Origin of the sequence: Pseudomonas farsensis (assembly GCF_014268805.2) — a bacterium.
In the GTDB taxonomy this organism is placed as follows: domain Bacteria; phylum Pseudomonadota; class Gammaproteobacteria; order Pseudomonadales; family Pseudomonadaceae; genus Aquipseudomonas; species Aquipseudomonas farsensis.
Genome location: NZ_JABWRF020000001.1, coordinates 1,565,173 through 1,589,283, shown reverse-complemented (window position 1 = coordinate 1,589,283; position 24,111 = coordinate 1,565,173). Strand labels below are relative to the sequence as shown.

Genomic DNA, 24,111 nt, shown 5'->3' with positions numbered 1-24,111 from the left:
ATCGCCGGAGATAACCAAGGAATCACCACCCCACTCAACATTCTTAATGCAAAGTGGGAGAAAAGGTAAGACAAGCCTTAAAAAATCAAACATCAGTCTACCTGCTCAATATGAGTTCTTTCTCTAATCCACTTTTTCCTTTCAGCTTTAGAAAGGCCTTTCGGTGGCTGCGGTGACATACCCGTCGCCAGGTCTATTGGCCCGCCACTTGCATCTTCAAATGACGCTCGTTGAGGACTACGACCATCCGCCTGTATCACAAGAACACGCGAGTGTCTCAGGGTCTGCCGCATTCCCAAAGTAATATTCATTACCTCCATCGTTGACAAGCTCACTAGCGCCGCCTTCCAATATAGAACGAAATACTGTCCGTCTAGCAGGTCCTCTAACGCACCTGCATCCTCATATGTTGAAATCCTTATATAAAGCCCATATTCTTGGTGAACGAGAACCTTGATTTTTTCTCCGGCTCTTAAATCAATCGTGGCTGATCTTACCAGATAACACTGTTAAACCAACTCAACTCCTGTTGAGTAGGAGCCCGCTTAGTGTCTCTATCGTCAAGTGCATCGCTGCACTTAACTGGGCGTGCTGTTACAGGGGCGTAGCGGTTAGCTTTAGTCTCGTTAATTCGGGCTTTAGTCATGTCAAATTCCGCGCCATCTTTGTATGTAATTTTTAATCCAGGCTCGCCAGCTTGTAAAGCGAGTCTTTCAGCGCACTGCCAAAACTTCCACCTAGCCCAACGCCTTACTCAATGCTCTGCCGGTGATGTTTTGCAGTGCGCGGCATTAAATTACGCCTGCCAGAATGTTAGACAAACGCCATATTCATCTAGAAGATCATCAGAAACTTCAAACTGAAATACTTTACCTGGAAAAGAGTCGGATAAAGCGCGCCCCCAATACTTAGTGATCTGCTCGGCAAACAAATGACAAAGACGATAATCTTCTTCTGATAGACCCACTTTAAACACGGGTCGACCTGGACCACCCTCCCACTTTGAAAAGAACTGATTTATTGAAAAAATATTCCTGTATCGCTCAACGTCTCTACGCGATGTACTTTTCCCCAACACACCAGGTTCGATCTCAACCAGCCCGTTCAAATTAATTTTTTTTGAATCGTATTGCTGAGCGTCAGGCAGCCAGAAAATATGACCATCGACCTCAATAAAATCGGGAGAGAGCAAACCCAGAACAGAAACTGCCTGCTCTAATGAAACCAAGTGCCCTACATATGAAAAAAACTCCCCAGAGCCAATATCTGAAACAAACAGACCCAACGTTTTTTTTGAAATATCACCCTGACAAATCTTCATCATTTCAACCCCAAGCTATCAAGAACCGAACGAGGAACATCCCCCTCAAAAACTTTCGTATCACTTCCCTTCTTGGAGAAATATGTGCCATTCGGAGTTTGATGCCATTCGATCACCTTAATCCGAGAGCTGACACATCATATAGTGCGCGCCCTCGGGACCGTAGACAACAACATATCCGCCCCCAGATTAACAGAATCGGGAGTTTTCCTTTGCAACGGATACTGAACACCACCACGCGCTCCCGTAACCGTAACATTCGCCCCCTAATCCCCCTGGTGCAATATAAATCAATAGTATTATCGGCGGAGTCCGTAATGAACCTTGGTGTGCCTGGGGCGTGAGCGTTTACTTTTGCACCATTTAAAATCTAACGAACACAAACTCCATCAATATGTCGCTACCGATCATGCTCTCAATAACCTTTCGACTTCACAGCGAAATCCATTTCATTTAATGACGCGGAAAAATCAATAATACAATCCATGCATGAAATTCTCTTACCCCCTTGATTCCAAAACCTTCAATACCAAGAGCTGCAATATCATTATTTTTGCAATAGTCGATCAGACTAACTCCATCACCCACATCAAATAAAGGAGAACCACTCCACATTAATTTTGGAGTTATGGGTAAATCCTCTACAGACACCTCAACTTTAATCAGCCCCATGTCGCAACCCAATTAGGATCATTTCTATTTTAGACTTGGACAATCGCTCCCGTGCGATCATTCCTTACCACACAAGAACCATCCTTAGCGATATACCCAGTAGCTGGATCATTAGGACGGCATCCTGACGGAGTATCAAAACGAGTATCTTTCATCACAACCGTTTTGATTGGATCATCGATTACTGACTGTATAGAGCTTTCCGTCCAGCCCCGCTTACCCATTTGGTCAGCAATTTTTGGTTCAATCGTAATTGAAATTCCTTTTGCACCATCAACTCACAGAGATAAGGCTCACCCCCTCACTGATGACTACTTCCTCTGGGATCTCATTATAGACAAAAATCTCATCACCTAAGTTTAAAATGGATAGGCAAAAACCATTATCAAACGAGAGAGCAACACCTATCACTACATCTTCTGCTAAGGACTGAACAAGCGACGCAGACACTAACCTCCTTCCTACAACATCGGAAAAATAACGTTCACCAGAAATATTAAAAATATCTTGCCTACCGTATTCACCTAGATCACAGCTTGAAATCGGACTTAAAGAAAAATATATAGACGCACCATCAGGTCCGCCATAGAATTTCCCGATTTCAGAATTTTCAAATAAAAGTTCGAGCTCTTGAGGCGCAGAATCCCTCTCGGAAGAGAAAACATGGCATAGAGCATTTACTGACAGTAGTTTCTTACTGAGCACTGTTAAAAGCCAGGCAATCATAAGTCCAGGATAATTCATTGCCTAACACCTCCCTTTAATGCGCTCTGTACAGATGGATTTTGAGTTACCCCATCTTTCAGGATAGTAACGGACGTTCCATCAGGCTTGGTAACAACCACATCATTACCCTTAACTCTGAAAAACACATCACCTCGTGCGCCATTTACTCCTTGCCCAGCAAAAGTCCCAGGGATTACTTTTTCAGGGTTACTCCCAATGCCATGAATTTTATCGAGTACCATTTTACGATCTGCTGAGCTTGCCGCGTTGCCTCCGAAATCTTCGACGTGCTTACCGAGTTTTTTGCCTAGCTGCTTCGAATCTACTTTAAATGCTGCACCAGCACCTACGCCACTTGCAGGAAGAGATGTGGCACCTGGTTTTGGAAGAAGACCGGACACATCCCCTTTTGGACCACCTACCCGCTCAGCCCTGACAGCAGCCCAGTACTCATACGCCTTATTTGCATTAGATGAAACCCCTGGCCCTACCCCAGACCGGCTGCCACCTGTTCCAGCCATCCCGGCTATACCGCCGATTATGACAGAACCGTAGCCATACACCTCCTCCAGGGATTTCAAGGCCTTGAGGCTTCGATCGATAAGTTCGAATTTATAGCCCTCGCAGCTGGCTGTCGCACACTGCAACTGCCCAAGAGCAGCCAGCCCGCCCTCGACCTGAAGCATCAGGTCCTTCGCGCGCGCCGGGCCCATGGTCTTTAATGCGTCTTCGAGATTCTCCTGGCTTTCCTTGTTGTATCCAGCGCCTTCCCAGACGCCGGCCTCACACTCAAGATTTCCTTTGCATCCCTGGATATCCTCAACAAAATACTCAGTGCGCTCATGGTTCAGGAAATTGTACTGGGTAGCGTTTTTCGCGATCCACGCGCCCGTTTCCAGGTCTTTGGCATCGGAACTCAGCAGCGTAGCTGCCACCCGTCCCACTAGCTGAGAAGACATGACGAGCAGAGCATCTCTGTTCTTGGGGCTAATACGTCCCTGCTACGCTTTACGCAACGTCCACCATCGGCAACTTACGTCAGGCTCAAGCATCACCCAAGCCTCTGATGTCGAGTTACAGATATCAAAAACAACATGAACCCCTGCTCCCGCGTCATCCCGAATAAATCCAATAAACTTTACACTTTCCGAAGAAACAACGGCCAACTCCTGCTCAGCAAACCGCAGCATGACCTGAAACGACCCCATTATAGCGCTGAAAGAAAAATCAACCTCCAGATCACTGCTATGAGATTTTTTATGTAGCGATATAACGACAAACCTGGATCAACCTCGACCGGCTCAATACCAAATTCCTCCAAAAAATCATTGGCATTTGGGAAGTCCATCAAAGCCCCCTTAGCGAATAGGTATGATTGCGTTAAGCTTTCGAGTTCCATCTTCAATAACTTAAAACGTACTCTGAAAATTCGCGACCTTACCAGATAGCCTCATAAACAATGGTTTCCTAACCTCAAATTTTCCGAACTGGTTAGTGAACGTGTTCACCACGTTGCCTTCAGTTTCAGCCGCGAGGGCCAAGTGCTCGGCCAGCATTTGGCGACCACTTGCGTTATCTGGAACACCGAGCCTCTTCATTTCAAGGGCGAGCTGATTAGAACGAGCTGCGTTGTGAGAGCTGCTAGCCACACGTCCAAACAGAAAGTCAAACTTACCCGGTGCTATCTCTAACCCTTTTGTACCAACCTAATTACTCTTAAATTTCACGCCGTTTAAATACCCAAACTCCCTGATCAAGTATCGGCTCCGAGGCATCTAGCCGCAAGCACTTCACTGTAACCGTCCAGTCACCCTCGTAATCAGCAATCACCTCAGTTTCAACGCAGTAGGCAGACTCAAAATCATCATCATCGATTTCTCCGTCAAAATAGAATCTAATATCCAGAATCAGTCCCGATACTGAAAATATAACAGCACGAAGCTTCCCTGAAACCTCACCTAACAATGCCCTTTGAATATTCAGACGGGCCATCACGATCACATCATCAAGAGAACACATTATTTACGGCCTCGCTGGCACAATGCGGATACCATACTTTGAGTAGTGAATTATCCCATTAGCTGTAGGTGTTGCCACGCCTGCTCCATCTATATACGTCGCTATAGCCCCCAAAATTCACCCTTTCTTTCGAGCCTGGCATGCCAACTGGAATATTACCGACCTGCTGTCCAGTTCCAGCACTTTCGGCAAGCTCGCGGGGGTCACTGCTCAAAACACTACGGCCTGGCTTGTACGAATTATGACCTGGAAAGTGCTTATCTTGAGCACTTTATTTAACAGCGGGCATCTCTTTTGCACCTACAAATCATACTCTCGACGACAGTAGACAAAACCTCCCAAGCACTCAAGTCTTCCAATCGGATCCGACTCAAACTTGCATTGCAAATCTATGCGAAGAATTTTGTCTTGACCAATTGAGGCTGAAATATTTGTAGCAACAACCTCTAAGCTCTCCCAGTCAAAGTCTGTAGGTTGCCTGTCAAGGTAGTAGCAAATAAGCAACGTCCGATCATCCGCCAGAGAAAGAGCGATCGCTCTTATTGAAGGATATATCTCACCAATCAGAGCGCGCCAAACACATAAAACCAACCAATCAGGTAAAACTTTCGTGACTCCGCTCTAACAGCAACAGGATTTGTCGGAACAATATGCGCTCCGTTCTTGCCTGAATGCATTGTTCCATATCCCGTCGCCAAACCAGAGGAGCCATCAACACCAATATTTTACCAAAATCAACTATTGGCTGACCTCGGGAACCATAACCTACGACAGGAAACTCTCCTGCATGAGCACCATTCAACGGTTTTTGAGGATCCACACCCTCATCAAAATAACTGCGTCCGGGAATAAAATTGTTATGCCCCAGAACATGCTTGCCTTGCTGCCCAGCATGAATGTTGCTGGCTACGTTGTCCAGCAAGGCACCTGTGGCTTTTGCACCAACTAACTGCCAAGGGCCTCTCTGCGACGGTACACGACCCGCCCAAGCTCAGATAACACCGGAAGTCTTTCGCCACCCACAATCAATTCAGAACGGCATCTCAAGCTAGAATTTTGATATGCCGTATATTGACAAACAATATCTTCAATCTCCTCGACGTCATCCTCAAGGTTCTCTTCAAGATAGAACCTCAATACCCACTCATCACCACACCACAGCAATGCGACCATTCTAAAGTTGGCAGAAACCGCCCCTACCAACGCCTGAACAAGCATTAGCACTTGAAAGTTCCAATCTTCCAGCACAGGCTGATCACTCATTTCTGACTCCAGTTTGGATTGGTGGGGACAATGCTCGGCTTTTTTGTTCCCTTGATAATAAATACGTTAGTCGGCTGACCAGTTATACCAACGCCGAGATTAACGTTAGTTCCAGTAACACCCTCAAATTTAACCACTGGAAAACCTTGACTATTCTTTCCTAGGATTTTCACTTGGCCGGAGTGGTAAGCGTCAAGCACTTTTTGAGCATCTGAAACACTGTTCAAGAAACCAACGCTCCCCCGCTCCTCAAGCTGCTGTGTCCCTGAAGTATGACGATTCTGCCTCTGGCTTATTTTTGTTGAGACCTCAGGAAAGTCTTTAGGTGTAAGTATTCCTTTTGCACCACCTACCCGCTCAGCCCTGACAGCCGCCCAGTACTCATACGCCTTATTTGCATTAGATGAAACCCCTGGCCCTACCCCAGGCCGGCTGCCACCTGTTCCAGCCATCCCGGCTATACCGCCGATTATGACAGAACCGTAGCCATACACCTCCTCCAGGGATTTCAAGGCCTTGAGGCTTCGATCGATAAGTTCGAATTTATAGCCCTCGCAGCTGGCTGTCGCACACTGCAACTGCCCAAGAGCAGCCAGCCCGCCCTCGACCTGAAGCATCAGGTCCTTCGCGCGCGCCGGGCCCATGGTCTTTAATGCGTCTTCGAGATTCTCCTGGCTTTCCTTGTTGTATCCAGCGCCTTCCCAGACGCCGGCCTCACAATCAAGATTTCCTTTGCATCCCTGGATATCCTCAACAAAATACTCAGTGCGCTCATGGTTCAGGAAATTGTACTGGGTAGCGTTTTTCGCGATCCACGCGCCCGTTTCCAGGTCTTTGGCATCTGAACTCACCAGCGTAGCTGCCACCAGCCCCACTAGCTGAGAAGACATGACGAGCAGAGCATCTCTGTTCTTGGGGCTGATTTGTGTCACAAGCTGCCGCAATTGGCTAGCCAGTGCTTCGTTGGCGCCAGCGGCAACGGCACCGCTGGTGAAGTCCCTCCCTGCAGCCTCCGCCACCAGCCCACCCACTAACGCGTGAGTCGCAATCTTCGTGGCGCTCCCGCTTTCGAGCTTCAGATTACCCACGGCGTTGAACGCTGTGGCAGCAAGGGTGTTATAAAGCGAGTCTTTCAATGCACTACCAAAACTTCCACCCTGGCCCAGCGCTTTGCTCAACGCCGTGCTGGTGATATTTTGCAGTGCCTGATTGGCCGCAAATCGGCTGATGTCACCAACGCTATTTAGCGGCGAGAGAATTTTGTCGGTAGGCAGTTGGGTTTCCGTACCTGTCCACGCGTCGAAATAGCCTGCGGTAAGTCCACCGACTATTGCGGTAATGGCCAACTGTTTCAGGCTGTCACTACTGAAAGTGTCTTTGAGCACTTTGCCCAAGTCACCCTGATTGTTGATCAGGCTAACCGACACCTTGCTCGATAAACTGCCGGCCGCACCGACGCCAGCACCTGTAGCCGCCAAGCCGGCTCCTGAGCCGCTTAGCACACTTGCCGCCGCCATGCCGCCGATGGCTGCCGCTGCGATCGCGATGGCTATTTGCATGGCAGGCCCCATGCCAGAGCTGCTGTATTTCCAGCTGTCGTGGAGCTCGCGGACCTGTCGCCAATCGACCTTCCCCTGCTCTTCCGCGGTCTTCAGCCAAGCCAGGTTTGGATCAGCTTTGACCATGGCGTCGATTGCTTGACGTACACCTTTCTGATCAAGCTGGCGGATATCGATCTGCAGGCCTTCCACCGCTTTGATAGCCACATTCCCCTGAGCCAAAAGCTGTGTCTGACGAAGTGTTTCATCGGTCCAACCTTCACCCTCAGCGGACTGCCACACCACGTTACTCTTGCTCTTTTCGTGGCTCTCCTGATGCAGATCTTTCACTGCCTCGAAGGTGATACTGCCCCCACTTTCCAACTTCAGGTCGTTGCCACTATCTAACTTGGCAGCCTGATAAAGCTGGTTGCCTTCACTGACCAGTACCAGGTCGCCGCCGGAGGTGATCGTGCTGCCGACATGTTTGATATCGGTCACTTCATCACGCTGGGTCTTCTTGCTGCCAAAGCTGCCTTTCTTGTTGTAGTTATAAAGGTGGTAATCACTATTCTGGGCGGCTTCAAGCGATAGCTTCTCGCCTGCATAAACGTATGCTTCGTTATCAGCGGTCAGATGGCTGGCACCGACGCGTACATTCTTCTCGGCATCGATGAATAGATCACCACCAGCCTCAATTATTGATGACTGCTGACGTACTGTATCGTCCTGCTGGTCGACCTTCTTCCCCCTGCGCTTGCTGTGGTACTCAGCATGAAGCTCATTAGCTGCAGCAGTGATTCCTACGTTGCCTCCTGCATAGAGTTGCAAATCCTCACCAGCCTTGACGGTACTGGCGACCACAGAGAGATCACCGCCTGCACTAGCGGTTAAGTTGCCATCTACCAGCACATCACTGCCATGCTGGGTAACCTGGCTTCGGCTGAAGCTTGATCGTTTGAAGACTGCGCTGCTGCTGTCCCTTTCCTCGGCAGATACGATCAGCAAGTTGGCGCCGGCCGTCACGATAGCATCACCACCGGCTTGCAAAGCGCCACCGATGTTCAACACATTGAGGCCGGCAGCGAGGTCGAGGTTATTGCCTGCTTCGATACGCGCCGCGTTGTCCGCCGTGCTGGAACTCCATTTGAAGACAGCGTTCTGGCCCTTGGTGGTGCCGATAGTGCGTTCGTTGGTCAGGTTGCCAGTAAGCGCATTGACGCTGACATCCTCGCCCTTGATGATTCCTCCCATCGCGTTGCGGATGCTTTGGGACGCCAACAGCGACAAGTGCTCGTTAGCCTCCATCAAGCCGGTGTTCTGGGCATTGCCTGCCACGGCCTGCAAGTCTCTGTCGGCCCTCAACGTCCCTTGGTTCTTCAGGTCCCCCCCGGTTATCAGCGCAACGTCCTGCCCTTGGATCAATGCCCCATTAGGAGCCAAACGATCATTGGCATGGGCCAGGTACAGCACTGGAACCAGCACCTGCTGGCCATTCACCTCGCGCGGTTCCATCCACACGATGTCATGGGTCAGCGCGGCGACCTGTTCAGCCGTCAGCCCGACACCCGGCGAGAGGTTCAGCTCATCCTTGCTGGCGATGGAGTTGTCCATCAAGTAGCGGAACATCTCTTCGTCGCTGGTCAACCCCTCCAGGAAACGCTTGCCGGTCCGCTCGACCACCGCTTCTCGGATCAGGCGTTGCTCGTATAACCCATCACCCAGGCGACGCATGGACTGATCAGGCTCATAACCCAGGGCGTTGAGCAAATAGTCGGAGCTTAGGAAGGTCTTGAGGTCAGCAAATCGTGGGTTGGTTTCGACCAAGTACGGGTGGCTTGGGTTATTGCTGACCTGGAACAGGCCGTTAGTCCCTTGCGGTAAATCGAAGCCTGGCAGGTTCACTGGATCGACCGCCTGCTGGGCAAGATCAGGCGGCAATTGACTGTTGAGGTGCGACACGTTCTTCTCAGTCAGACTGACGTCGGTGTCAACCTTCACGTCTGGGCTGCGGGTGATGCTTTCACCCGGCCGGACGACCGCATTACTGAGGGTCTGGGTGCCAGTGATACTGACGTCACCGCCGGCCTGAACCACCGCCTGGGTGGCAACATCGCCTGATGTCTGGACGACGCTGTAGCCAGTGCGCACGCCGATCCTGATCGAACTCAGTGGCATCGTGGTGGGCTTGTAACTCGCCGAATCCGGGTTGTGATAATTGTTGTAGGTGGGGATACGGGCGACGAAGCCGTAGTACTCGTTGCGGTCTTTGGTGTAGACGTAATAACCGGAGGTACGCTGCTCACCACCACCGGCGCCCGTGTTCCAGAAGTTGCTGGCGGTGATGGACAGGTCGTTCACCGCTGAAACGGTGCTGTATTGGTTGTCGAAAGACTCGCCGCTGAAGCTGAGGTAGCCACCAGCGACCAGATTTGCACGCGCAGAGTCTTCGGTTATCTGGGTACCGTAGACCTCAACCACACGGTAGTCGGCTTCACAGTGTTCGCCTTTGCAGTCGTCAGTATTCATCAGCCTGATCGAACCTGACACCTGCTGCAGGCTGGTTTTGAACACTTCCTTGCGGTTGATCAGGCTGTCGGCCAGCAGGCGCATGTCGCCGGCGCTTTCCAGCGTGCCGGAGATATTCTCGATCAGGCTTGCCCGCTGCTGGCTGGCGTCCTTGGCGATGTCCAGGGAGCCGAGGCTGTACAGGGTGCCGCGCAGGTTGGTCAGGCTGTCGGTATGCACCAGCATATCGGCGCCACTGAAGATCAAGCCATCCTGGTTGAGCAGCGTTTGCGACTCGACGCTCAACTGCTGGCCAGCCCCGAGGGTGCCGGTGTTGGTCAGGTTGTCGACCTGCAGTACGAGGTCGTTGGCGGCGGTGATGCGCCCGGCGTTCACCAGGCTGGTGCCAAGGTGGTAGGTGCCCTCGCCGGCGCTTCGAACTTCGGCATGTTCACCGAATCTCGCGCTGGTCGCGCTGATGGTCATGCCGCCCTGGCTCAGCAGGCTGCCGTCGCCGCTGTAGGTGCCGGTCAGGATCAGCTCCAGCGAGCCATTGGTTTCGATGTGCCCGTCATTGACCCAACTGCCGCCGCTGGCTTCGATCGACTCAGCCGAAAGCAGCTTGCCGTCGGCGGTCTGAATCAGTTTGCCAACCTTGAGCGTCAGTTTTTTTGCCTGTAGGACGCTGGTGTTAGTCCAGTCGTCAACCTCCAGGCTGAGCGCGCCGTTGGTAATGAAACTGCCACCTGCCTGGCCGGCATCGGCGAGGCTGACGTCAAAACCCTGATCGCCGGCATGGCGCAGAGCGCCACCTTGGTTGCTCAGCCCCTTGCTGTTCAAAGCGAAACTGGCGTTGTTGATTTCCACAAGGCCGGCGTCGTTGTTGAACAGGCCGCCCAAGGTGAATTGGCTCTTGCCATCGCTCCCCAGCGCCCGCAGTTGCCCCTTGGTGTTGCTTGCTGAGCCTGCATTGATCTCTAGGCTGTCCGCTGCTTCGACCAAGCCCTCGTCGTTGTTCAGGGCGCCTTCGAGGGCCAGGACGATCTGCTGGCCATTGACGGTGCCCTTGCGGTTGTCGAGCGAAGCCGCCGTTACCTTGAGCGGCCCTTCCTGGGCCTGCAGCACGCCTTGCTGGTTGATCAGTTCACCCGCTTTCAGGTCGAGTTGGCCGCTACCGGCGATGACTTTACCGAGGGTATTGTCGAGCGCTTTGGTGGTCGTGACGTCCACGCCTGCTTTACTGGCCTGCAATGTGCCGCTCTGGTTGTCCAGGCTCTCTGCTCGAACCGTCAGGGTGCCGGCCTTGCTCAGTATCAAACCGTCGTCGCTGTTGTTCAGCGCCTGCTCAACCGTGATCTCCATCGCCTGCTGACTAAGCAGCACACCGCCAAGGTTCGTCAGCGAACCGGCCTTGATCGTTGCCTGGCCTGCTGCTATCTGAGCGCCCGTATTGTCGAGCGACTGCAGGTCGGTGCTGAGGGCGCCAGTGGCGACAATCTTGCCGCGGTTGGTCAGCTCGCCGCCGTTGATCTCAAGGGCGCCGTGGATGTTGCTGCTACCGTCGGCATTGACACCGGCTTGCACGCTGCCTTGGTTGACGATGTGCTGGCCGCCCAGGCGCACTTCATCGCGGGCTGCCAGGCTTTTGTCCTGCTCCAAGGTCAGCTTGTCTTGTGCTTGCACGTTGGCCTTGCCGCCGGCATAGGCGCTGTCGGTGAGCGTAATGTCCTGGGCCTGGATGTCGAGGTTGCCACTTGCCGATATGCGAGCGGTCGTTACCTCGCCATTGGCGTCGATCTGAATGTCACCCGCGCTGGCAACCAGGTCGCCCGCCGTCTTGACCCCGACGCCTTCCTCGGTGCCGACCAGGCGGATGGCGCCTGCGTACATGCCGCCAAGCGCTGAGGCATCGATGGCCAACTGCGGCTTGGTGCTGCCGTCATCCGCGCGGGCAACCGCATCGAGGGTCTTGGCATCGACATCGTTGCGCCCGGCGACGATGGTCAACTTCTTCGCATGGATCTGGGCATTGATCTGCGCAGACCGCGTGATGATCTCGACGCTGTCGATGTTGCTGGCGTTCAGACCAGCCCCCTCGATGGCGACCGCACCGTCATCGACCTGGAAGCGCTCCAGCCGCCCTCCCTTGCCGATCACAGGCTTGCCCGTGGTCAAGGTCGCCTGGGGTGTATTGATGAAGCCGCAGCCGCTGCAGGTGATGCCGTAGGGGTTGGCGACGATGACCCGGGCAGACTGCCCGGCCACCTCGGTGTAGCCCTTGAGCTGGCTGGGGCTGCCGCCGATAACTTCGTTGAGGATGACCTGTGCCGAGCCGCTTTTGGTCAAGTTCGGGTTGCCGATGACATGGCCGCCCAACTGCGTATGGGACGTTTGCGTCGACCCGTTGTTGAGGATGAGCCCTTGTGTGCCGACGTTGTAGTCATGGAAGACGTTATGAGACAGCCCTGTGCCGTTCGGCGTGGCAATGTTGATGACCTGCACGCCATTGGCCGAATGGTCGAGCTTGACGCCCGGCGTCACCACGACGATGCCCTCGGCCTGCGCCCAGAGGGGCTGCCAGAACATGACGTTGGCCAACAGGAAAGCGAGCGCCCGAGTAGGGATACCCCAGAATCGGTCGCGGGGTTGCTCGGCCGCAGTCAAAAGGCGTGCGAACGGGAAATGAGAACGGGCATCCATGCAGGAGATCTCGGTAGAGTTGGTTCAGAAGAACAGGTCAAGGCGGAAATAAATCGGCGCTTCACGCTCGGTCAGTGCATCGGGGCGCTCAACGGAGCGTGCGAATGTCACGCTTGTGGCCACGTGTTGACCGCGGGCGAACAGTTCCAGCGAATGGCTGGACATGCGCCCATGCTGGTCTGCGTTGTATTGATCGCCGCGAATCACGCCCAGGTCGTAGCCAAGGCTGGTGCCGTACTCGGCGATCACCGGCCGTAGCCATGCCAGCGACACCGGCCGGGTCCAACGCAGGTCGGTGCGCCAGTAACCGCCGCTGTCTCCCGACAGCGACTGGTCCTTGTACCCACGGATCGACGACTGCCCACCCAGGCTGGTGCGCTGGGAGCTGAACAGCACATCTTCGCTGCGCTGGCCGGTCATCAGGCTGGTCAAACTGAATGACTCGCCCCACAGCTCGAAAGGCTGCTGGTAGGTCGCGGTGGCGCTGTACTTGCGGTAGCGCGCGACCGGCTCACCTGCACGCGGATGGCCGTTATCCTGAGCATCAAGCAGGCCAATACCTTGCTGCATGCCCAGGTCGAAGTTGACGAACGCGTTGCCGATGCGGCGGCCGTGATTGATGCCGAACTGCGCTTCGCTGATCCGATTGCTGCTGAACGTGAGCTTGCTGTCTTCGATGAAATTGTTGGTTCGCAGGTAGGAAATGCCGCTGCTCAGGGACGTCTTGCTCACCGCATCGCGGTGCACGACCCGCTCGGCCTGGAAGGCGTGGGTCTGGGTATCGCCGGTCTGCTTGAAGTTGTAGCCATTGACCGGAATCTGCGAACGGTACTCGCTCTGGCTCAAGCTGTAGGTGAAGTTCCACCATCCCCAGGGCACGTTGTAGTAAAGCGCCGTGCTGCGCGAGGTATGTTGATGGTCGGTCATCGCATCGTGGTTGCCTCGCAACGACAACTGGTCGGCCAGCCCCAGCGGGTTGTCCCAGTCGAAGGTCAGCCCCATCTGTTGCTCGCCAGTGCTGCGCTGCCCGCCATTGTTTCGCGTCAGCCCGGCACGCCAAGGCTTTCGCCAGTGCTGCGCTGCCCGCCATTGTTTCGCGTCAGCCCGGCACGCCAAGGCTTCTGGGGGGTATTGGTGACCTCGACCTCACTACCGCCAACATTCCTGCCCGGCTTGAGCTCCATTTTCGCCTTGTTCGAAGGCAGGCGATTGAGCTGGTCGACCATTTGCTCCAGCTCGCGCAGATTAACCAAATCGCCGACACGCCCCGGAAAAGCCATTGAAATCTCGCGATCCGAGAGATGGCTATCAGGGGCAACTTTGACCTGCTCCAGTCGCCCCTCAACGACAAGAATCTGTAAATGTCCAGTGGTCAGCTTTTGCTGAGGCAAATACGCCCGGCTCGTGACCAGGCCCCTCTCGATGTACCGGGCTGTAATCGCCTTGAGCAATGCGTTGAGTTGCGAAACACCGAGGCATTGATTGATGTATGGCCTCAACAGTCGGTCGCGCTCAGGCTCCGATAGATTGTCGGCGCCTTTGATCTCTATTTCTTGAACAGGTAAACACCTGGCCTCAGCGGGAGCCGTGTGATCTGGCGAATGAGACGGAGAACCCGGTAGTTCCTTGAGGTCTTCCAAGCGTCGGCGTTGCTCTTCAAGCAGACGCTCCTGCCGTTCACGAATCAGATCTGTATCACCCGGTGTGGGCGCACCGTGGGCGACGCGCAATGGGTGGACGCTGAACAAAATAATTAGGAGGCTGGTTATACGAAGGGGTGACGGCATGCGATGACAAATGAATACTGGCTATATGATGGCCATTAATATTATAGCGCCTGATTTATGACGTCAAAGAAACACACAAAATCCCCTGGACGACTGTCCACCAAGGGTAATGCACCCTATCCGCCATCATGGAACACCTTCTCCCTGACGCTCCGGTGCCTGTAGCCATGGAGGCCGGTGCATTTCCTACACGATGAGAAACAAATCCCTGCGAACAGTGGGCCCCAGAGGCTACAACTCCCGGTCCGTATCGCGCCTAGCGAGGCTTTCTGGTGCTGGTCGAAAATCGAGCCAGGTCACAGGGACATCCCCTTGGAGCCTTTGCGACGCACACCCGCCAAAAGGCGGTGGCGTCAAACCACTCCCGCAAAAGGAAGCCTCGTATGGAAATGCCAGACCTCAGCAACATCGAAATCAACCAACTGCCGCACTCCCTGCAATCGCTGATCGAATGCATCGGCCTGGAAAACGCTTATCACCTGACTTGCGCCTTTGGCGGGCGGCCGAAGTACATTCCCAAGCACCGCGAACGCACCAAACTGGCCGATGTACTGCCGGCAGATGCACTCGACTCACTGATCAAACGTTACGCGGGCATGGCGCTGGAGATCCCCAAGGCCGACCACTTCCAGCGCCAGTTGCGCAACCAGCAGATTCAGAAAGAGAGCGCCGACGGCCTGTCGCGCAGCCTGTTGGCTGACAAGTACGGCTTGAGCTTGCGCCAGATCGGCAATATTCGCCGCCTGGAATGCCCTGCGCGCTGAAGGGGATGCAGCAACGCCAAGCGCCCCGAGACAGCTTCAGGGCTTGTACTCACGCTGGCAAAGAAGATTCGCAGCCGGCCAGCAATGGCCGGCGCGAACCGAAAGTACGATCAGAAATCGCGCTTGTAGAAGATATCCAGCGAGCTGGCCAACCCGCTTGCTGCTTCCAGGTACACCTTGCGGCTAAGCTTGTAGCGCAAGGCAATGGTGTTGGCCGGCTCGAACACCCCTACCCCATAACGCAGGCTCAGGCGCTCGGTAAGGTTACCGCTGGCGACCACGCTGGTGCTGGTGCCCGAACCTTCGGTATCCAGTTGGAAATCATCGATACCCAGGTTTGATGCCAAGCTGCCCGTAAGCCCGGCACTGCCCGCCAACCCCAGGCCCAACGCAGCCTCCGCAAGCATGTTGCTGTCTTCCCCCGATGCCCCCAGCGGGCGCCCCATCACCAGGTACGACAAGGCCTGCTCCTGGCTCATGGCAGGCTCCGAGAACACTTGCGTGGTCGGTTGCTCGGCGCTACCGGTCAGGCGAATACCGGCAATCACATCATCGACCTGGCGAATGGCTTCGATATCCAGATACGGCTGGTCGATGGGGCCGGCGAACAGCAGCCGGGCGCGGCGGATGGTCAGGCGCTGGCCGTAGGCGCGGTAGCGGCCGTCGGCCAGGCTCAGCTCGCCACGGGTATCGAGGTTGTCACCGATGTGCACATGGCCGAGCAGGTTGGCGGTCAAGCCGAAGCCACTGAACGACAACTTGTCGCGCCCCACCTCGACGTCAATGTCCATGGCCATCGCCATGGGCGCTTTGCCCTCTTCGGTCTGCTGGCCGACGATAACCGTGTCATCCGAGACCTTGACCGTTGAAGGCGGCAGCTCGCGGACCACGATCTTGCCTTTGGGCACCAGCACTTTGCCGGTGATTGCCAGGCGGTCGTTGACCAGGCGGATGGCAAGGTCCGGGGCCACTTCAAGGGTGGCGTACGGCTCGACGCTGACCGGCAACTGTTGGCCCTGAAGGCGCAGGTCCATGCCCAGCGCCTGGCCCCAGGTCAAATACCCTGACAGCTGGCCACGCCCGGCGCTGCCGCTGCGCCAGTCGCCGTTGAGTTGTACGCGCTCGCCGGCGATCTGCGCCTGCACTGCAAGCCCTTCAAGGCTGACCGGCAGCTCAGCGCCACTGACTTCACCCCCGGTGAGTGCCAGGTTGCCGGTGACCTGCGGGGCCATCAGGCTGCCCGACAGTTGGCCGCTACCATTGAGTTGCCCGGCCAGGCGCTCGACCATCGGCAGGAACGGCCGCGCAATCGACAGGTCGAGCCCGGCCAGGCGGAAGTCACCCGACAACGGCTTGTTGCGCCCAAGCGGGTCCAGCCGCGTGTTCAGCGCCAGCTCACCCAGGCGCTCGCCACGGAAGTCCAGGCGGGTATCGACCCGGCGCGGGGCCAGGGTGCTGTCCAGGCGCAACACTTGGTACGGCAGGTCGACCCAGCGACCGTTGTCGCGGATGCGCAGCGTGCCGCCACCGGCATCGATGCGCACGCTGCCTTTGGGGCCGCTGGCGGGGATGTCCAGGTTGACGTCGGCATTAAGCAGCCCTTCCCAGGCAAAGTCTTTGGGGAACCATTGCGCCAGGCTGTCCAGCGGGAACTGCTTGAGGTGATAGCGCAGGCGAGGTTCCGGCGCCAGGCGCTGGTCTTCGCCACACAGGCTGGCCTGCCCCGAGCGCCAGCAGTGCGCGCCAAAGTCCAGCTGGCCGCTGGCCAGGCGCTGCAGCTTGGCCGGCGCCTGCAATTGCCAGTCCTGGCCGCCAGCCTGGATACGGCCACTGGCCAGGCGGCCGCGCCAATCGCCCTTGGCCAGGGTGCCATCCAGTGCCAGGTCCAGCTTGAGCTTCGGGCCGTCCAGCGCAAGGGTTGCAGCTTGCTGGCGGATATCGCCCTTGCCTTGCACATTGAGCGTGCCCAAGGCGGTTTCGCCCAAACGGATGGCGCCGGCCTTGAGGGCCAGTTGACCGCGCTGGGCGCTGTCCAGCCGCGCATCCAGGTTCAGTTGCTGCACGCGGTTATCGGCCTGCGCCAACTGCTGGCCTTGCACGGTAAGGCTGCCCTGCGGTGCTGCCAGGGTGCCGGCCAGGTCCAGGCGGCCCTTGAGCTGGCCTTGCAGTTGCGGCCACAGCTGGCCGAGGCGCGGCAGGTCGAGGTCGACGCGACCGGCCAGGCGTTGCTGCAAGCTGGCGCTGCCGTTGATGCGGTTGTCGCCCAGTTGCACAGCCAGGCTGCCGAGCGTCCAGTTTTCGCCTGCCCCATCGGCATCCACCTTGAGTAGCGCAGGCTGACCGCGCAGGCGGCCTTTGAGGTCGAGCTGGGCCTTGAGCTGCAAGCGCTCGGCCTTGAACTCACCTTGGCTGCGCAGCGGGCCTGCCAGTGTGCCCGGCAACTCGGCCAGCCAGTACGAAGGGTCCAGCGCCGACAGCTGCATGTCGACATCCCACGCCAAGGTATCGGCAAAGCGCAGCGCAACGCTGCCCGCCGCCTTGCCCTGCCCTGCGGTCAGGGCCAGTTGCGGCAGGCGCACCTGGGCCAGATCGCCTTCGAACGGGCTGACCAGCTTGAACGCGCCAGCAGGGCCGTCGAGGTCGCCATCGAAGGTGCCGTTGTAGTTGCCGTCGCGGTATTTCACCTGGGCGCTGAAGCGCTTGAGGGTGACCTGTGGCGGGGTTTGCAGCGGGTACAGCCGCAGCCAGGGGAAGTCCAGCCAGTCGGCAGTCGCCTCAGCGCTAAGCCCTTGCTGCCAGTCAACGCTGGCTTGCAGCTTAAGGTGCTGGGACTCGCTGGCGGTAAGGTCAAGGGCGTCGAGTTGCGCGCCTTTGGCGTCGACCTTGCCGGCCAACAGCAAGGCGATCGCGCCTTGCTCGGCCGGCAGCGCCGCGGCGCCAGACAATTTATAGCCTTGTTGCAGATCGCCTTTGGCATCCAGGTTTATGTGGTTCAACGCCAAGGTGTCGGGCAGGCTTGCTGCCGGCTTGAAGGCATCGGCGCGAATATTGAGCTGAGCTGGCAGGTGCTTGGCCAGGGCCTGCAATTGGCCGGTGAGCCGGGCATTGAGGTAGCCACTGCTGGTTGCATCCAGTTCCAGGGTTTTCTGCAGCTCGCCCTTCAGGCCAAGCGCCAGTTGCCAGGGCTGGCCATCCACCGGGGGCAACTGCAGCGAGCCTTGCAGTTGCAGCGGCCAGTCGCCCTGTGGCTGCAGGTCGCCTTCAAGGTTCAATAGCAAGTCGTCGCGGCGCAGTTGCAGGCTGTCGATGCGCAGGCCGGCCGTGGTCCAGTGCGCCGCCAGTTGCAGGTCGCCCAGCAGGTCGCTGCCATCCAGGCGCAACTGGCCGACTTTCACCTCGCTGACTTCAATAGACAGCGGCAGGTTCAGTTGCGGCAGGCTGAACGGGGTGTCATCCGCCGGTTCTTCACTTGGCGCAAAAGCCATGTCGATGCGGGTGGCCTGCAATGCGTCGATGCACAGCGCACCACGCAGCAAGCAGGCCGCAGACCAGCTCAGCGAAGGCTGCAGCAGTTCGATCTGGTCTTCGCCACTGCGCCAGCGCAACGCGCTGGCCTGCCAAGTGCCGCCCAGGCGCCCGGAAAATTCGCTGACCTCAAGCCCGGGCACCAGGCCCAGCGCCCAGCGGCTGCCGGCCTGTGTGCCCAATACCGCAGCCAGCGCCACAACCACCAGCAGCACCAGTGCGCCAAGGCCGAACAGGGTGTATCTGAACACGCGCATCACAGCTCGGGCCCCATGGAGAAGTGCAAACGAAAACCACCGTCGCCATCCAGTGCCCGGGCCAGGTCCAGGCGTAACGGCCCGACCGGCGACACCCAGCGCACGCCGATACCGACGCCGGTCTTGAGGCTGGGCAGCTCCAGCGAATTGAACGAGTTGCCCTCGTCGATAAAGGTGGCTACACGCCACTTCTCTGCAACCGAGTACTGATACTCGGCGCTGCCAGCTACCATGTAGCGCCCGCCAATGCGGTCGCCTTTGTTGTTTTCCGGCGACAGCGATTGATAGTCGTAGCCGCGCACGCTCTGGTCACCACCGGCAAAGAAGCGCAGCGACGGCGGGATATTCTGCTGGTAGCCGTTGGTGGCGCTGCCGCCGAACTGCACGCGGCCCAGAAAGCGATGGCGCTGGCCCAGGGTGGTCAGGCCCTTGAGCAGCACATTGCCGTGCACCAGGTTGGTGTCGGAGGCCAGGCCTTCCTTGGCCACCTGCATGTCGAATTGCAGCCGGTAGCCATTGTGCGGGTCGATGCGGTTGTCGCTGCGCAGGTAGGAATAACTCACCCCAGGCATCAACAAGGTACTCAGCCCCGAGTCGTCGCCCAGCCGATATTCCTCGCGCTGGAACTTCAGCGACACCACGCGCTGCCAGCCGCTGGGCAGCTTGCTGTGCCATTCCGGGCCGACGGTCAGCAGTTTGCTCAAGGTGTCGGTGCCGGAGATTTCTTCGTTCTGGTAGCCGCCGGCGAAGCGCAGCTTGTCGGTGAGCGGTGGGTCCAGGGGAATGTCGTACCACAGCCCGAGGTTCTGCCGGGGCGCCGACAGCTCGGTTTCCCAGCCATAGCTGTGGCCTTGGGCGTTGACCCAGTGGCGCGTCCAGTTGGCCTTGGCGCGCGGTCCGACGTCGGTCGAAAACCCCAGGCCCAGGCCCATGGTGCGCGGTTTGCGGGTATCCAGCCGGACCTCTACCGGGATCTGCTCGCCCACCGCCGCGGTGGGGGCCGCATCCACCCGCACGCCTTCGAAATAGCCGCTCGATTGCAGGTCGTTGTTAAGCTCGGCGATCAGCTCGGAGTCATACGGGGTGCCCGGCTTGAATGGCACCATGCGCTGCAGCAGGTCATCATCGAGTGGCGTATCGCCACCAAAGGTGACCGCGCCCAGCCGGTAGCGCGGGCCGCTCTGGTAGACCAGTTCGATATCGGCAACGCCCGCCTTGGGGTCTACCGCCAGACGCTGACGTTCGAAGCGGCCACTGAAGAACCCGTAGCGCGAGGCCTGGTTCTGGATCAACCGCTTGGCATCTTCGTAGCGCCCATGGTTAAGCGGCGTTCCGGGGCGCAGCGCCTTGCTGTCAGGAATGCGAAACGCCTTGAGCTCGCTTGCCGGCCCCTCGATGCGCACGATGACATTGCGCAGGCGCACAGGCTCGCCCGCCTGCACCCGGATCACCAACTGCGGGCCTTTGCCGGCCTCGGCCGGGGGATGCACTGCGGTCTCGATCTGCGCCTGGTAATACCCCAGCGCCTGGGCAGCCTTGCGCGCCTGCTCTTCGGCACCACGGCTGAAGCGCAGCAACGCGTCTTCGTCGCGCTCGCCCAAGCTGCCGATGTAGTTTTCGATATTGCCTTTGAGCGCCTTGTTGGCCGGTTTTACCCGCACCAGCAATTCGCTCTGGGCCCATGCCATGGAGCTGGCGGCCAGTAACAACAGGCCCCAGCCAAGTCTTCCTGAATACGTCATGCGGCGCATGCTACCAGAGCGAGGCGGGCAAAGGCGCCGCCGGAGATTTCAGTCACACTATCGTCGCCGCGGCATAGGCCGGGTTGGGGTGAAAAAACACCCGCTCGCGAATAGGCCCCACAGCAATTTCGCCGATCTCTTCATAGCCCTGGCGCTCGTAGAAGCCCAGGTAATGGGCATTGCCGGTATCCAGCACCACCCCTTGGGTGCCGGGGTCTTCGGCGCACCAGTTGTGAACGGCCTGCAACAGTTGCTCACCGTAATGCTGGCCCTGAAACTGCGGGTGCACACCCAGCAGCGGCAGCATGTGCACCTGCTCAGCCGGCAGGCAACTGGCCAGTGCCGCCTGGTAATCCAGATAGCGCCGCGTGCAGCGCAGGCCGGTGCCCAGCATCATGCGCAGGCGCCAGGCCCAGCTGTCGGCAACACCCAGCCTGCGCTGCGGCGGCACGATCAGCGCGACGCCCACCAGGCGGTCGTCGACCAGCAGGCCGATGGCCGGCAACTGCAAATAGAAATGCTGGCGCAGCCATTCGCGGATGACCACCCGCAAGCGCCGTTCGAACCCGGGGCGCTGGCCCTCGAACAGCCAGGCATAAGTGGGCTCATGCCGGTAAGCGTGGTACAGCAACGAGCGCGCTTCGCGGGCGTAGCCCTCGTCGAGCATGCAGATACGGGCAGGGGCTTGGGGCATTGCGGGCTATCCTCCTGGAATGGCGTGTGTCCCTTGGAGGTGCAAGACCCTGCTTGGTTCACCTCTTTGAGCACGTTAGCAGCGCCCGCCTGCGCCCGCCACGCTGGCCGCAGGCGCCGATGTCGGCTAGCATCGGCGGCTTTTACCAGGATTGCCTTTCCATGAAAGTCGTCTCGTTCAACATCAACGGCCTGCGCGCCCGCCCGCACCAGCTGGCGGCACTGATCGAAAAGCATCAGCCAGACGTGATTGGCCTGCAGGAAACCAAGGTCAGCGACGAGCAGTTCCCGCTGGCAGACGTCGAGGCGCTCGGCTATCACGTACACTACCACGGCCAGAAGGGCCATTACGGCGTCGCACTGCTGTCGCGCAACGCCCCGCTGGAGCTGCACAAAGGCTTCGCCAGCGATGAAGAACACGCCCAGCGGCGGTTCATCTGGGGCACCTTCGCCGATGCCAACGGCACCCCGATCACCGTGATGAACGGCTACTTCCCGCAGGGCGAAAGCCGCGACCACCCCACCAAGTTCCCGGCCAAGCAGCGTTTCTACAGCGATCTGCAAACCCTGCTTGAAACCCGCTTCAGCAACGACCAGCCACTGCTGGTGATGGGCGATGTGAACATCTCGCCGCAAGACTGCGACATCGGCATTGGCGCCGATAACGCCAAGCGCTGGCTGAAGACTGGCAAATGCAGCTTCTTGCCTGAAGAGCGCGAATGGATGGAGCGCCTGAAAGCCTGGGGCCTGGTGGACAGCTTCCGCCACTTGCACCCGGAGGTCGCCGACCGCTTCAGCTGGTTCGACTACCGCAGCCGTGGCTTCGAGGATGAGCCCAAGCGCGGCCTGCGCATCGACCTGATCATGGCCTCGCAAGGGCTGCTGCCACGGGTGCGCGCAGCAGGCATCGACTACGAACTGCGCGGCATGGAAAAGCCATCGGACCACGCGCCGATCTGGCTGCAGCTAGACTGAACCTCGGGCCGGGCTGCACCCTGCAGCCCGGTTGCGCTGCCAGCGCGGTCTGCCGCCACCCGGCACAGCGATGGAACTCCGCCCCGCGCGCACTGCTCAAATCTCGTGCAGTAGTTCCCCTGGCTTCACCCAACCGGAGGTTTACCCATGCGCCACTTACTGCTCGTCCCCTCGTTGCTGCTCCTGCTCCCTGCCGGCGCCGCCCTCGCCCGCGTCGATGCTGGTGATGTCGCCACGTCGGCCGGGGTTTCCGCTTCGCTGTATTCGACCTTCAAGGACGACAAACGGGTCATCCCTGCCCGTGACGAGCTCAGCGCCTTTGTCGCCAGTGGCGGTGCCATCCGTGGTGTCTATCTGGAGTCCGCGCTGCAACAGGCCCGCCAGGACAACCCTGGCATGCAAGTCAGCGACGAAGAACTGGCCCGGGCACTGCTGTCGCAGGACGACCCGCTGGCACCCCAGTGAAACCCACCACCCCATCGCCGGCTGAGCGGCGATGGGGTTGGTCGGCATTTTCAATGAATCGGCGAAACTCTTGCGCTGATTACCCTGTTTTACCCGTGCCCCCACACGGCTAAGGTTTCTCCATCCCTACCGAGGAACCTTCACCATGAAAGCGATTGTCTTCACCGAGCACGGCCTGCCCATCGACGACCCTGCCGCCCTCTACCAAACCGACTTGCCCGACCCAACCCCAGGGCCGCGGGATTTGCTGGTGCAAGTGCGCGCCATTGCAGTCAACCCAGTCGACACCAAGGTCCGGGCCGGCAGCGGCAGCACAGCAGCGCCGAAAGTGCTGGGTTGGGACGCCGTGGGCGTGGTGCGCGCAGTTGGCGACCAGGTCAGCCTGTTCCAGCCAGGCGATGAGGTGTTCTACGCCGGCGCCATCGACCGCCCAGGCAGCTACAGCGAGCTGCACCTGGTGGATGAACGCATTGTCGGGCACAAACCACGCAGCCTCGACGACGCCAGCGCCGCTGCGCTGCCGCTGACCTCCATCACCGCCTGGGAGCTGCTGTTCGACCGCCTGGGCGTTGCCGAAGGGGGTGGCGAGGGGCAAAGCCTGCTGATCGTCGGCGCCGCAGGGGGTGTGGGCTCGATGCTTGTGCAACTGGCGCGCAAACTGACCCGCCTCACCGTCATCGGCACCGCGTCGCGCCCAGAAACCCAAAGCTGGGTGCGCGAGCTTGGCGCCCATCATGTCATCGACCATAGCCAACCCCTGGGCGAGCAGTTGCAGGCTGCGGGTGTCGGCGAGGTGGACCTGGTGATCAGCCTGACCCACACCGACCGGCATTTTGCCCAGTTGATCGACGCACTGCGCCCCCAAGGCCGGCTGGCGCTGATCGACGACCCCGCCAGCCTCGATGTGGTGCCGCTCAAGCGCAAATCGCTGTCGCTGCACTGGGAGTTGATGTTCACCCGCTCGCTGTACCAGACCGACGACATGATCAAGCAGCACCAATTGCTGGAGCGGGTTGCCGGGCTTATCGAGGGTGGCGTGCTGCGAACCACCTTGGGTGAGCACTTTGGCGAAATCAACGCCGCCAATCTGCGCCGCGCCCATGCCTTGATCGAAAGCGGCAAGGCTCGCGGCAAAATCGTCCTCGAAGGGTTCTAA

18 protein-coding genes and 2 pseudogenes are annotated in these 24,111 nt (G+C 57.9%); 4 read left to right on the top strand and 16 right to left on the bottom strand.

The annotated features are described in order from the left end of the window. Positions 1 to 796: 796 nt before the first annotated feature. The 13 genes and pseudogenes from HU719_RS07290 to HU719_RS07240 form a co-directional block, all read right to left on the bottom strand. The gene (locus HU719_RS07290; protein WP_225917123.1) at positions 797 to 1,324 is read right to left on the bottom strand and encodes a hypothetical protein; all 528 of its coding nucleotides are present in this window, start codon (positions 1,322 to 1,324) and stop codon (positions 797 to 799) included. Between the two features lie 450 nt (positions 1,325 to 1,774). Further along, complete coding sequence (locus tag HU719_RS07285) at positions 1,775 to 1,993, bottom strand: hypothetical protein (RefSeq protein ID WP_186537265.1); 219 nt, start codon at positions 1,991 to 1,993, stop codon at positions 1,775 to 1,777. 29 nt (positions 1,994 to 2,022) lie between these two features. Then, positions 2,023 to 2,229 carry a colicin E5-related ribonuclease gene (locus HU719_RS07280; RefSeq protein WP_496197693.1) on the bottom strand — a complete coding sequence of 69 codons (207 nt, stop codon included), beginning with the start codon at positions 2,227 to 2,229 and terminating at the stop codon, positions 2,023 to 2,025. Positions 2,230 to 2,266: 37 nt separating this feature from the next. Next, complete coding sequence (locus HU719_RS07275; protein ID WP_186537267.1) at positions 2,267 to 2,737, bottom strand: hypothetical protein; 471 nt, start codon at positions 2,735 to 2,737, stop codon at positions 2,267 to 2,269. Further along, entirely contained in the window at positions 2,734 to 3,654 is a 921-nt protein-coding gene (locus HU719_RS07270; RefSeq protein WP_186537268.1) for a hypothetical protein, read from the bottom strand. Before HU719_RS07270 ends, HU719_RS07275 begins: the two co-directional genes overlap by 4 nt. Before the next feature lie 781 nt (positions 3,655 to 4,435). Then, a complete protein-coding gene (locus tag HU719_RS07265; RefSeq protein ID WP_186537269.1) occupies positions 4,436 to 4,711 on the bottom strand; it encodes a MafI2 family immunity protein in 276 nt (91 codons plus the stop codon). Positions 4,712 to 4,741: 30 nt separating this feature from the next. Then, the gene (locus HU719_RS24000; RefSeq protein ID WP_496197692.1) at positions 4,742 to 4,831 is read right to left on the bottom strand and encodes a hypothetical protein; all 90 of its coding nucleotides are present in this window, start codon (positions 4,829 to 4,831) and stop codon (positions 4,742 to 4,744) included. Next, positions 4,797 to 4,994 (bottom strand): annotated as a pseudogene (locus HU719_RS23755) (polymorphic toxin type 50 domain-containing protein); the annotation flags it as partial. The pseudogene HU719_RS23755 and the gene HU719_RS24000, both read right to left, overlap by 35 nt. Positions 4,995 to 5,038: 44 nt before the next feature. Next, the gene (locus HU719_RS23995) at positions 5,039 to 5,329 is read right to left on the bottom strand and encodes a MafI2 family immunity protein (protein WP_496197689.1); all 291 of its coding nucleotides are present in this window, start codon (positions 5,327 to 5,329) and stop codon (positions 5,039 to 5,041) included. A 4-nt stretch (positions 5,330 to 5,333) separates the two neighbouring features. Beyond that, on the bottom strand, positions 5,334 to 5,660 hold the full coding sequence (locus HU719_RS07255) for a polymorphic toxin type 50 domain-containing protein (protein WP_186537270.1): 327 nt from the start codon (positions 5,658 to 5,660) through the stop codon (positions 5,334 to 5,336). 23 nt (positions 5,661 to 5,683) lie between these two features. After that, positions 5,684 to 6,001: a MafI2 family immunity protein gene (locus HU719_RS07250; RefSeq protein ID WP_186537271.1), complete on the bottom strand. Its 318-nt coding sequence runs from the start codon at positions 5,999 to 6,001 to the stop codon at positions 5,684 to 5,686. Beyond that, the gene (locus HU719_RS07245; protein WP_217843697.1) at positions 5,998 to 12,747 is read right to left on the bottom strand and encodes a two-partner secretion domain-containing protein; all 6,750 of its coding nucleotides are present in this window, start codon (positions 12,745 to 12,747) and stop codon (positions 5,998 to 6,000) included. Before HU719_RS07245 ends, HU719_RS07250 begins: the two co-directional genes overlap by 4 nt. A gap of 24 nt (positions 12,748 to 12,771) precedes the next feature. Further along, positions 12,772 to 14,534, bottom strand: a pseudogene (locus HU719_RS07240) (ShlB/FhaC/HecB family hemolysin secretion/activation protein). A 383-nt stretch (positions 14,535 to 14,917) separates the two neighbouring features. Here HU719_RS07240 and HU719_RS07235 point away from each other — a divergent pair. Continuing rightward, positions 14,918 to 15,298 carry a Mor transcription activator family protein gene (locus HU719_RS07235; protein ID WP_186537286.1) on the top strand — a complete coding sequence of 127 codons (381 nt, stop codon included), beginning with the start codon at positions 14,918 to 14,920 and terminating at the stop codon, positions 15,296 to 15,298. 110 nt (positions 15,299 to 15,408) lie between these two features. On the opposite strand, the gene HU719_RS07230 is transcribed toward HU719_RS07235, so the two are convergent. The 3 genes from HU719_RS07230 to HU719_RS07220 are packed head-to-tail and all read right to left on the bottom strand — an operon-like array spanning position 15,409 to position 21,516. Further along, positions 15,409 to 19,080, bottom strand: a complete 3,672-nt coding sequence (locus HU719_RS07230; RefSeq protein ID WP_186537285.1) for a translocation/assembly module TamB domain-containing protein — start codon at positions 19,078 to 19,080, stop codon at positions 15,409 to 15,411. After that, entirely contained in the window at positions 19,080 to 20,822 is a 1,743-nt protein-coding gene (locus tag HU719_RS07225; protein ID WP_186537284.1) for an autotransporter assembly complex protein TamA, read from the bottom strand. Before HU719_RS07225 ends, HU719_RS07230 begins: the two co-directional genes overlap by 1 nt. Positions 20,823 to 20,874: 52 nt before the next feature. Further along, the gene (locus HU719_RS07220; protein WP_186537283.1) at positions 20,875 to 21,516 is read right to left on the bottom strand and encodes a GNAT family N-acetyltransferase; all 642 of its coding nucleotides are present in this window, start codon (positions 21,514 to 21,516) and stop codon (positions 20,875 to 20,877) included. A 161-nt stretch (positions 21,517 to 21,677) separates the two neighbouring features. Between HU719_RS07220 and xthA the strand changes: the two genes are divergently transcribed. From xthA to HU719_RS07205, 3 genes are all read left to right on the top strand, one after another. Next, positions 21,678 to 22,490 carry an exodeoxyribonuclease III gene (xthA, locus tag HU719_RS07215; RefSeq protein WP_186537282.1) on the top strand — a complete coding sequence of 271 codons (813 nt, stop codon included), beginning with the start codon at positions 21,678 to 21,680 and terminating at the stop codon, positions 22,488 to 22,490. Positions 22,491 to 22,637: 147 nt separating this feature from the next. Then, positions 22,638 to 22,955 carry a DUF2388 domain-containing protein gene (locus HU719_RS07210; RefSeq protein ID WP_186537281.1) on the top strand — a complete coding sequence of 106 codons (318 nt, stop codon included), beginning with the start codon at positions 22,638 to 22,640 and terminating at the stop codon, positions 22,953 to 22,955. 145 nt (positions 22,956 to 23,100) lie between these two features. Next, positions 23,101 to 24,111 (top strand): zinc-binding alcohol dehydrogenase family protein, encoded by a 1,011-nt coding sequence (locus HU719_RS07205; protein ID WP_186522191.1) that lies wholly within the window; start codon positions 23,101 to 23,103, stop codon positions 24,109 to 24,111.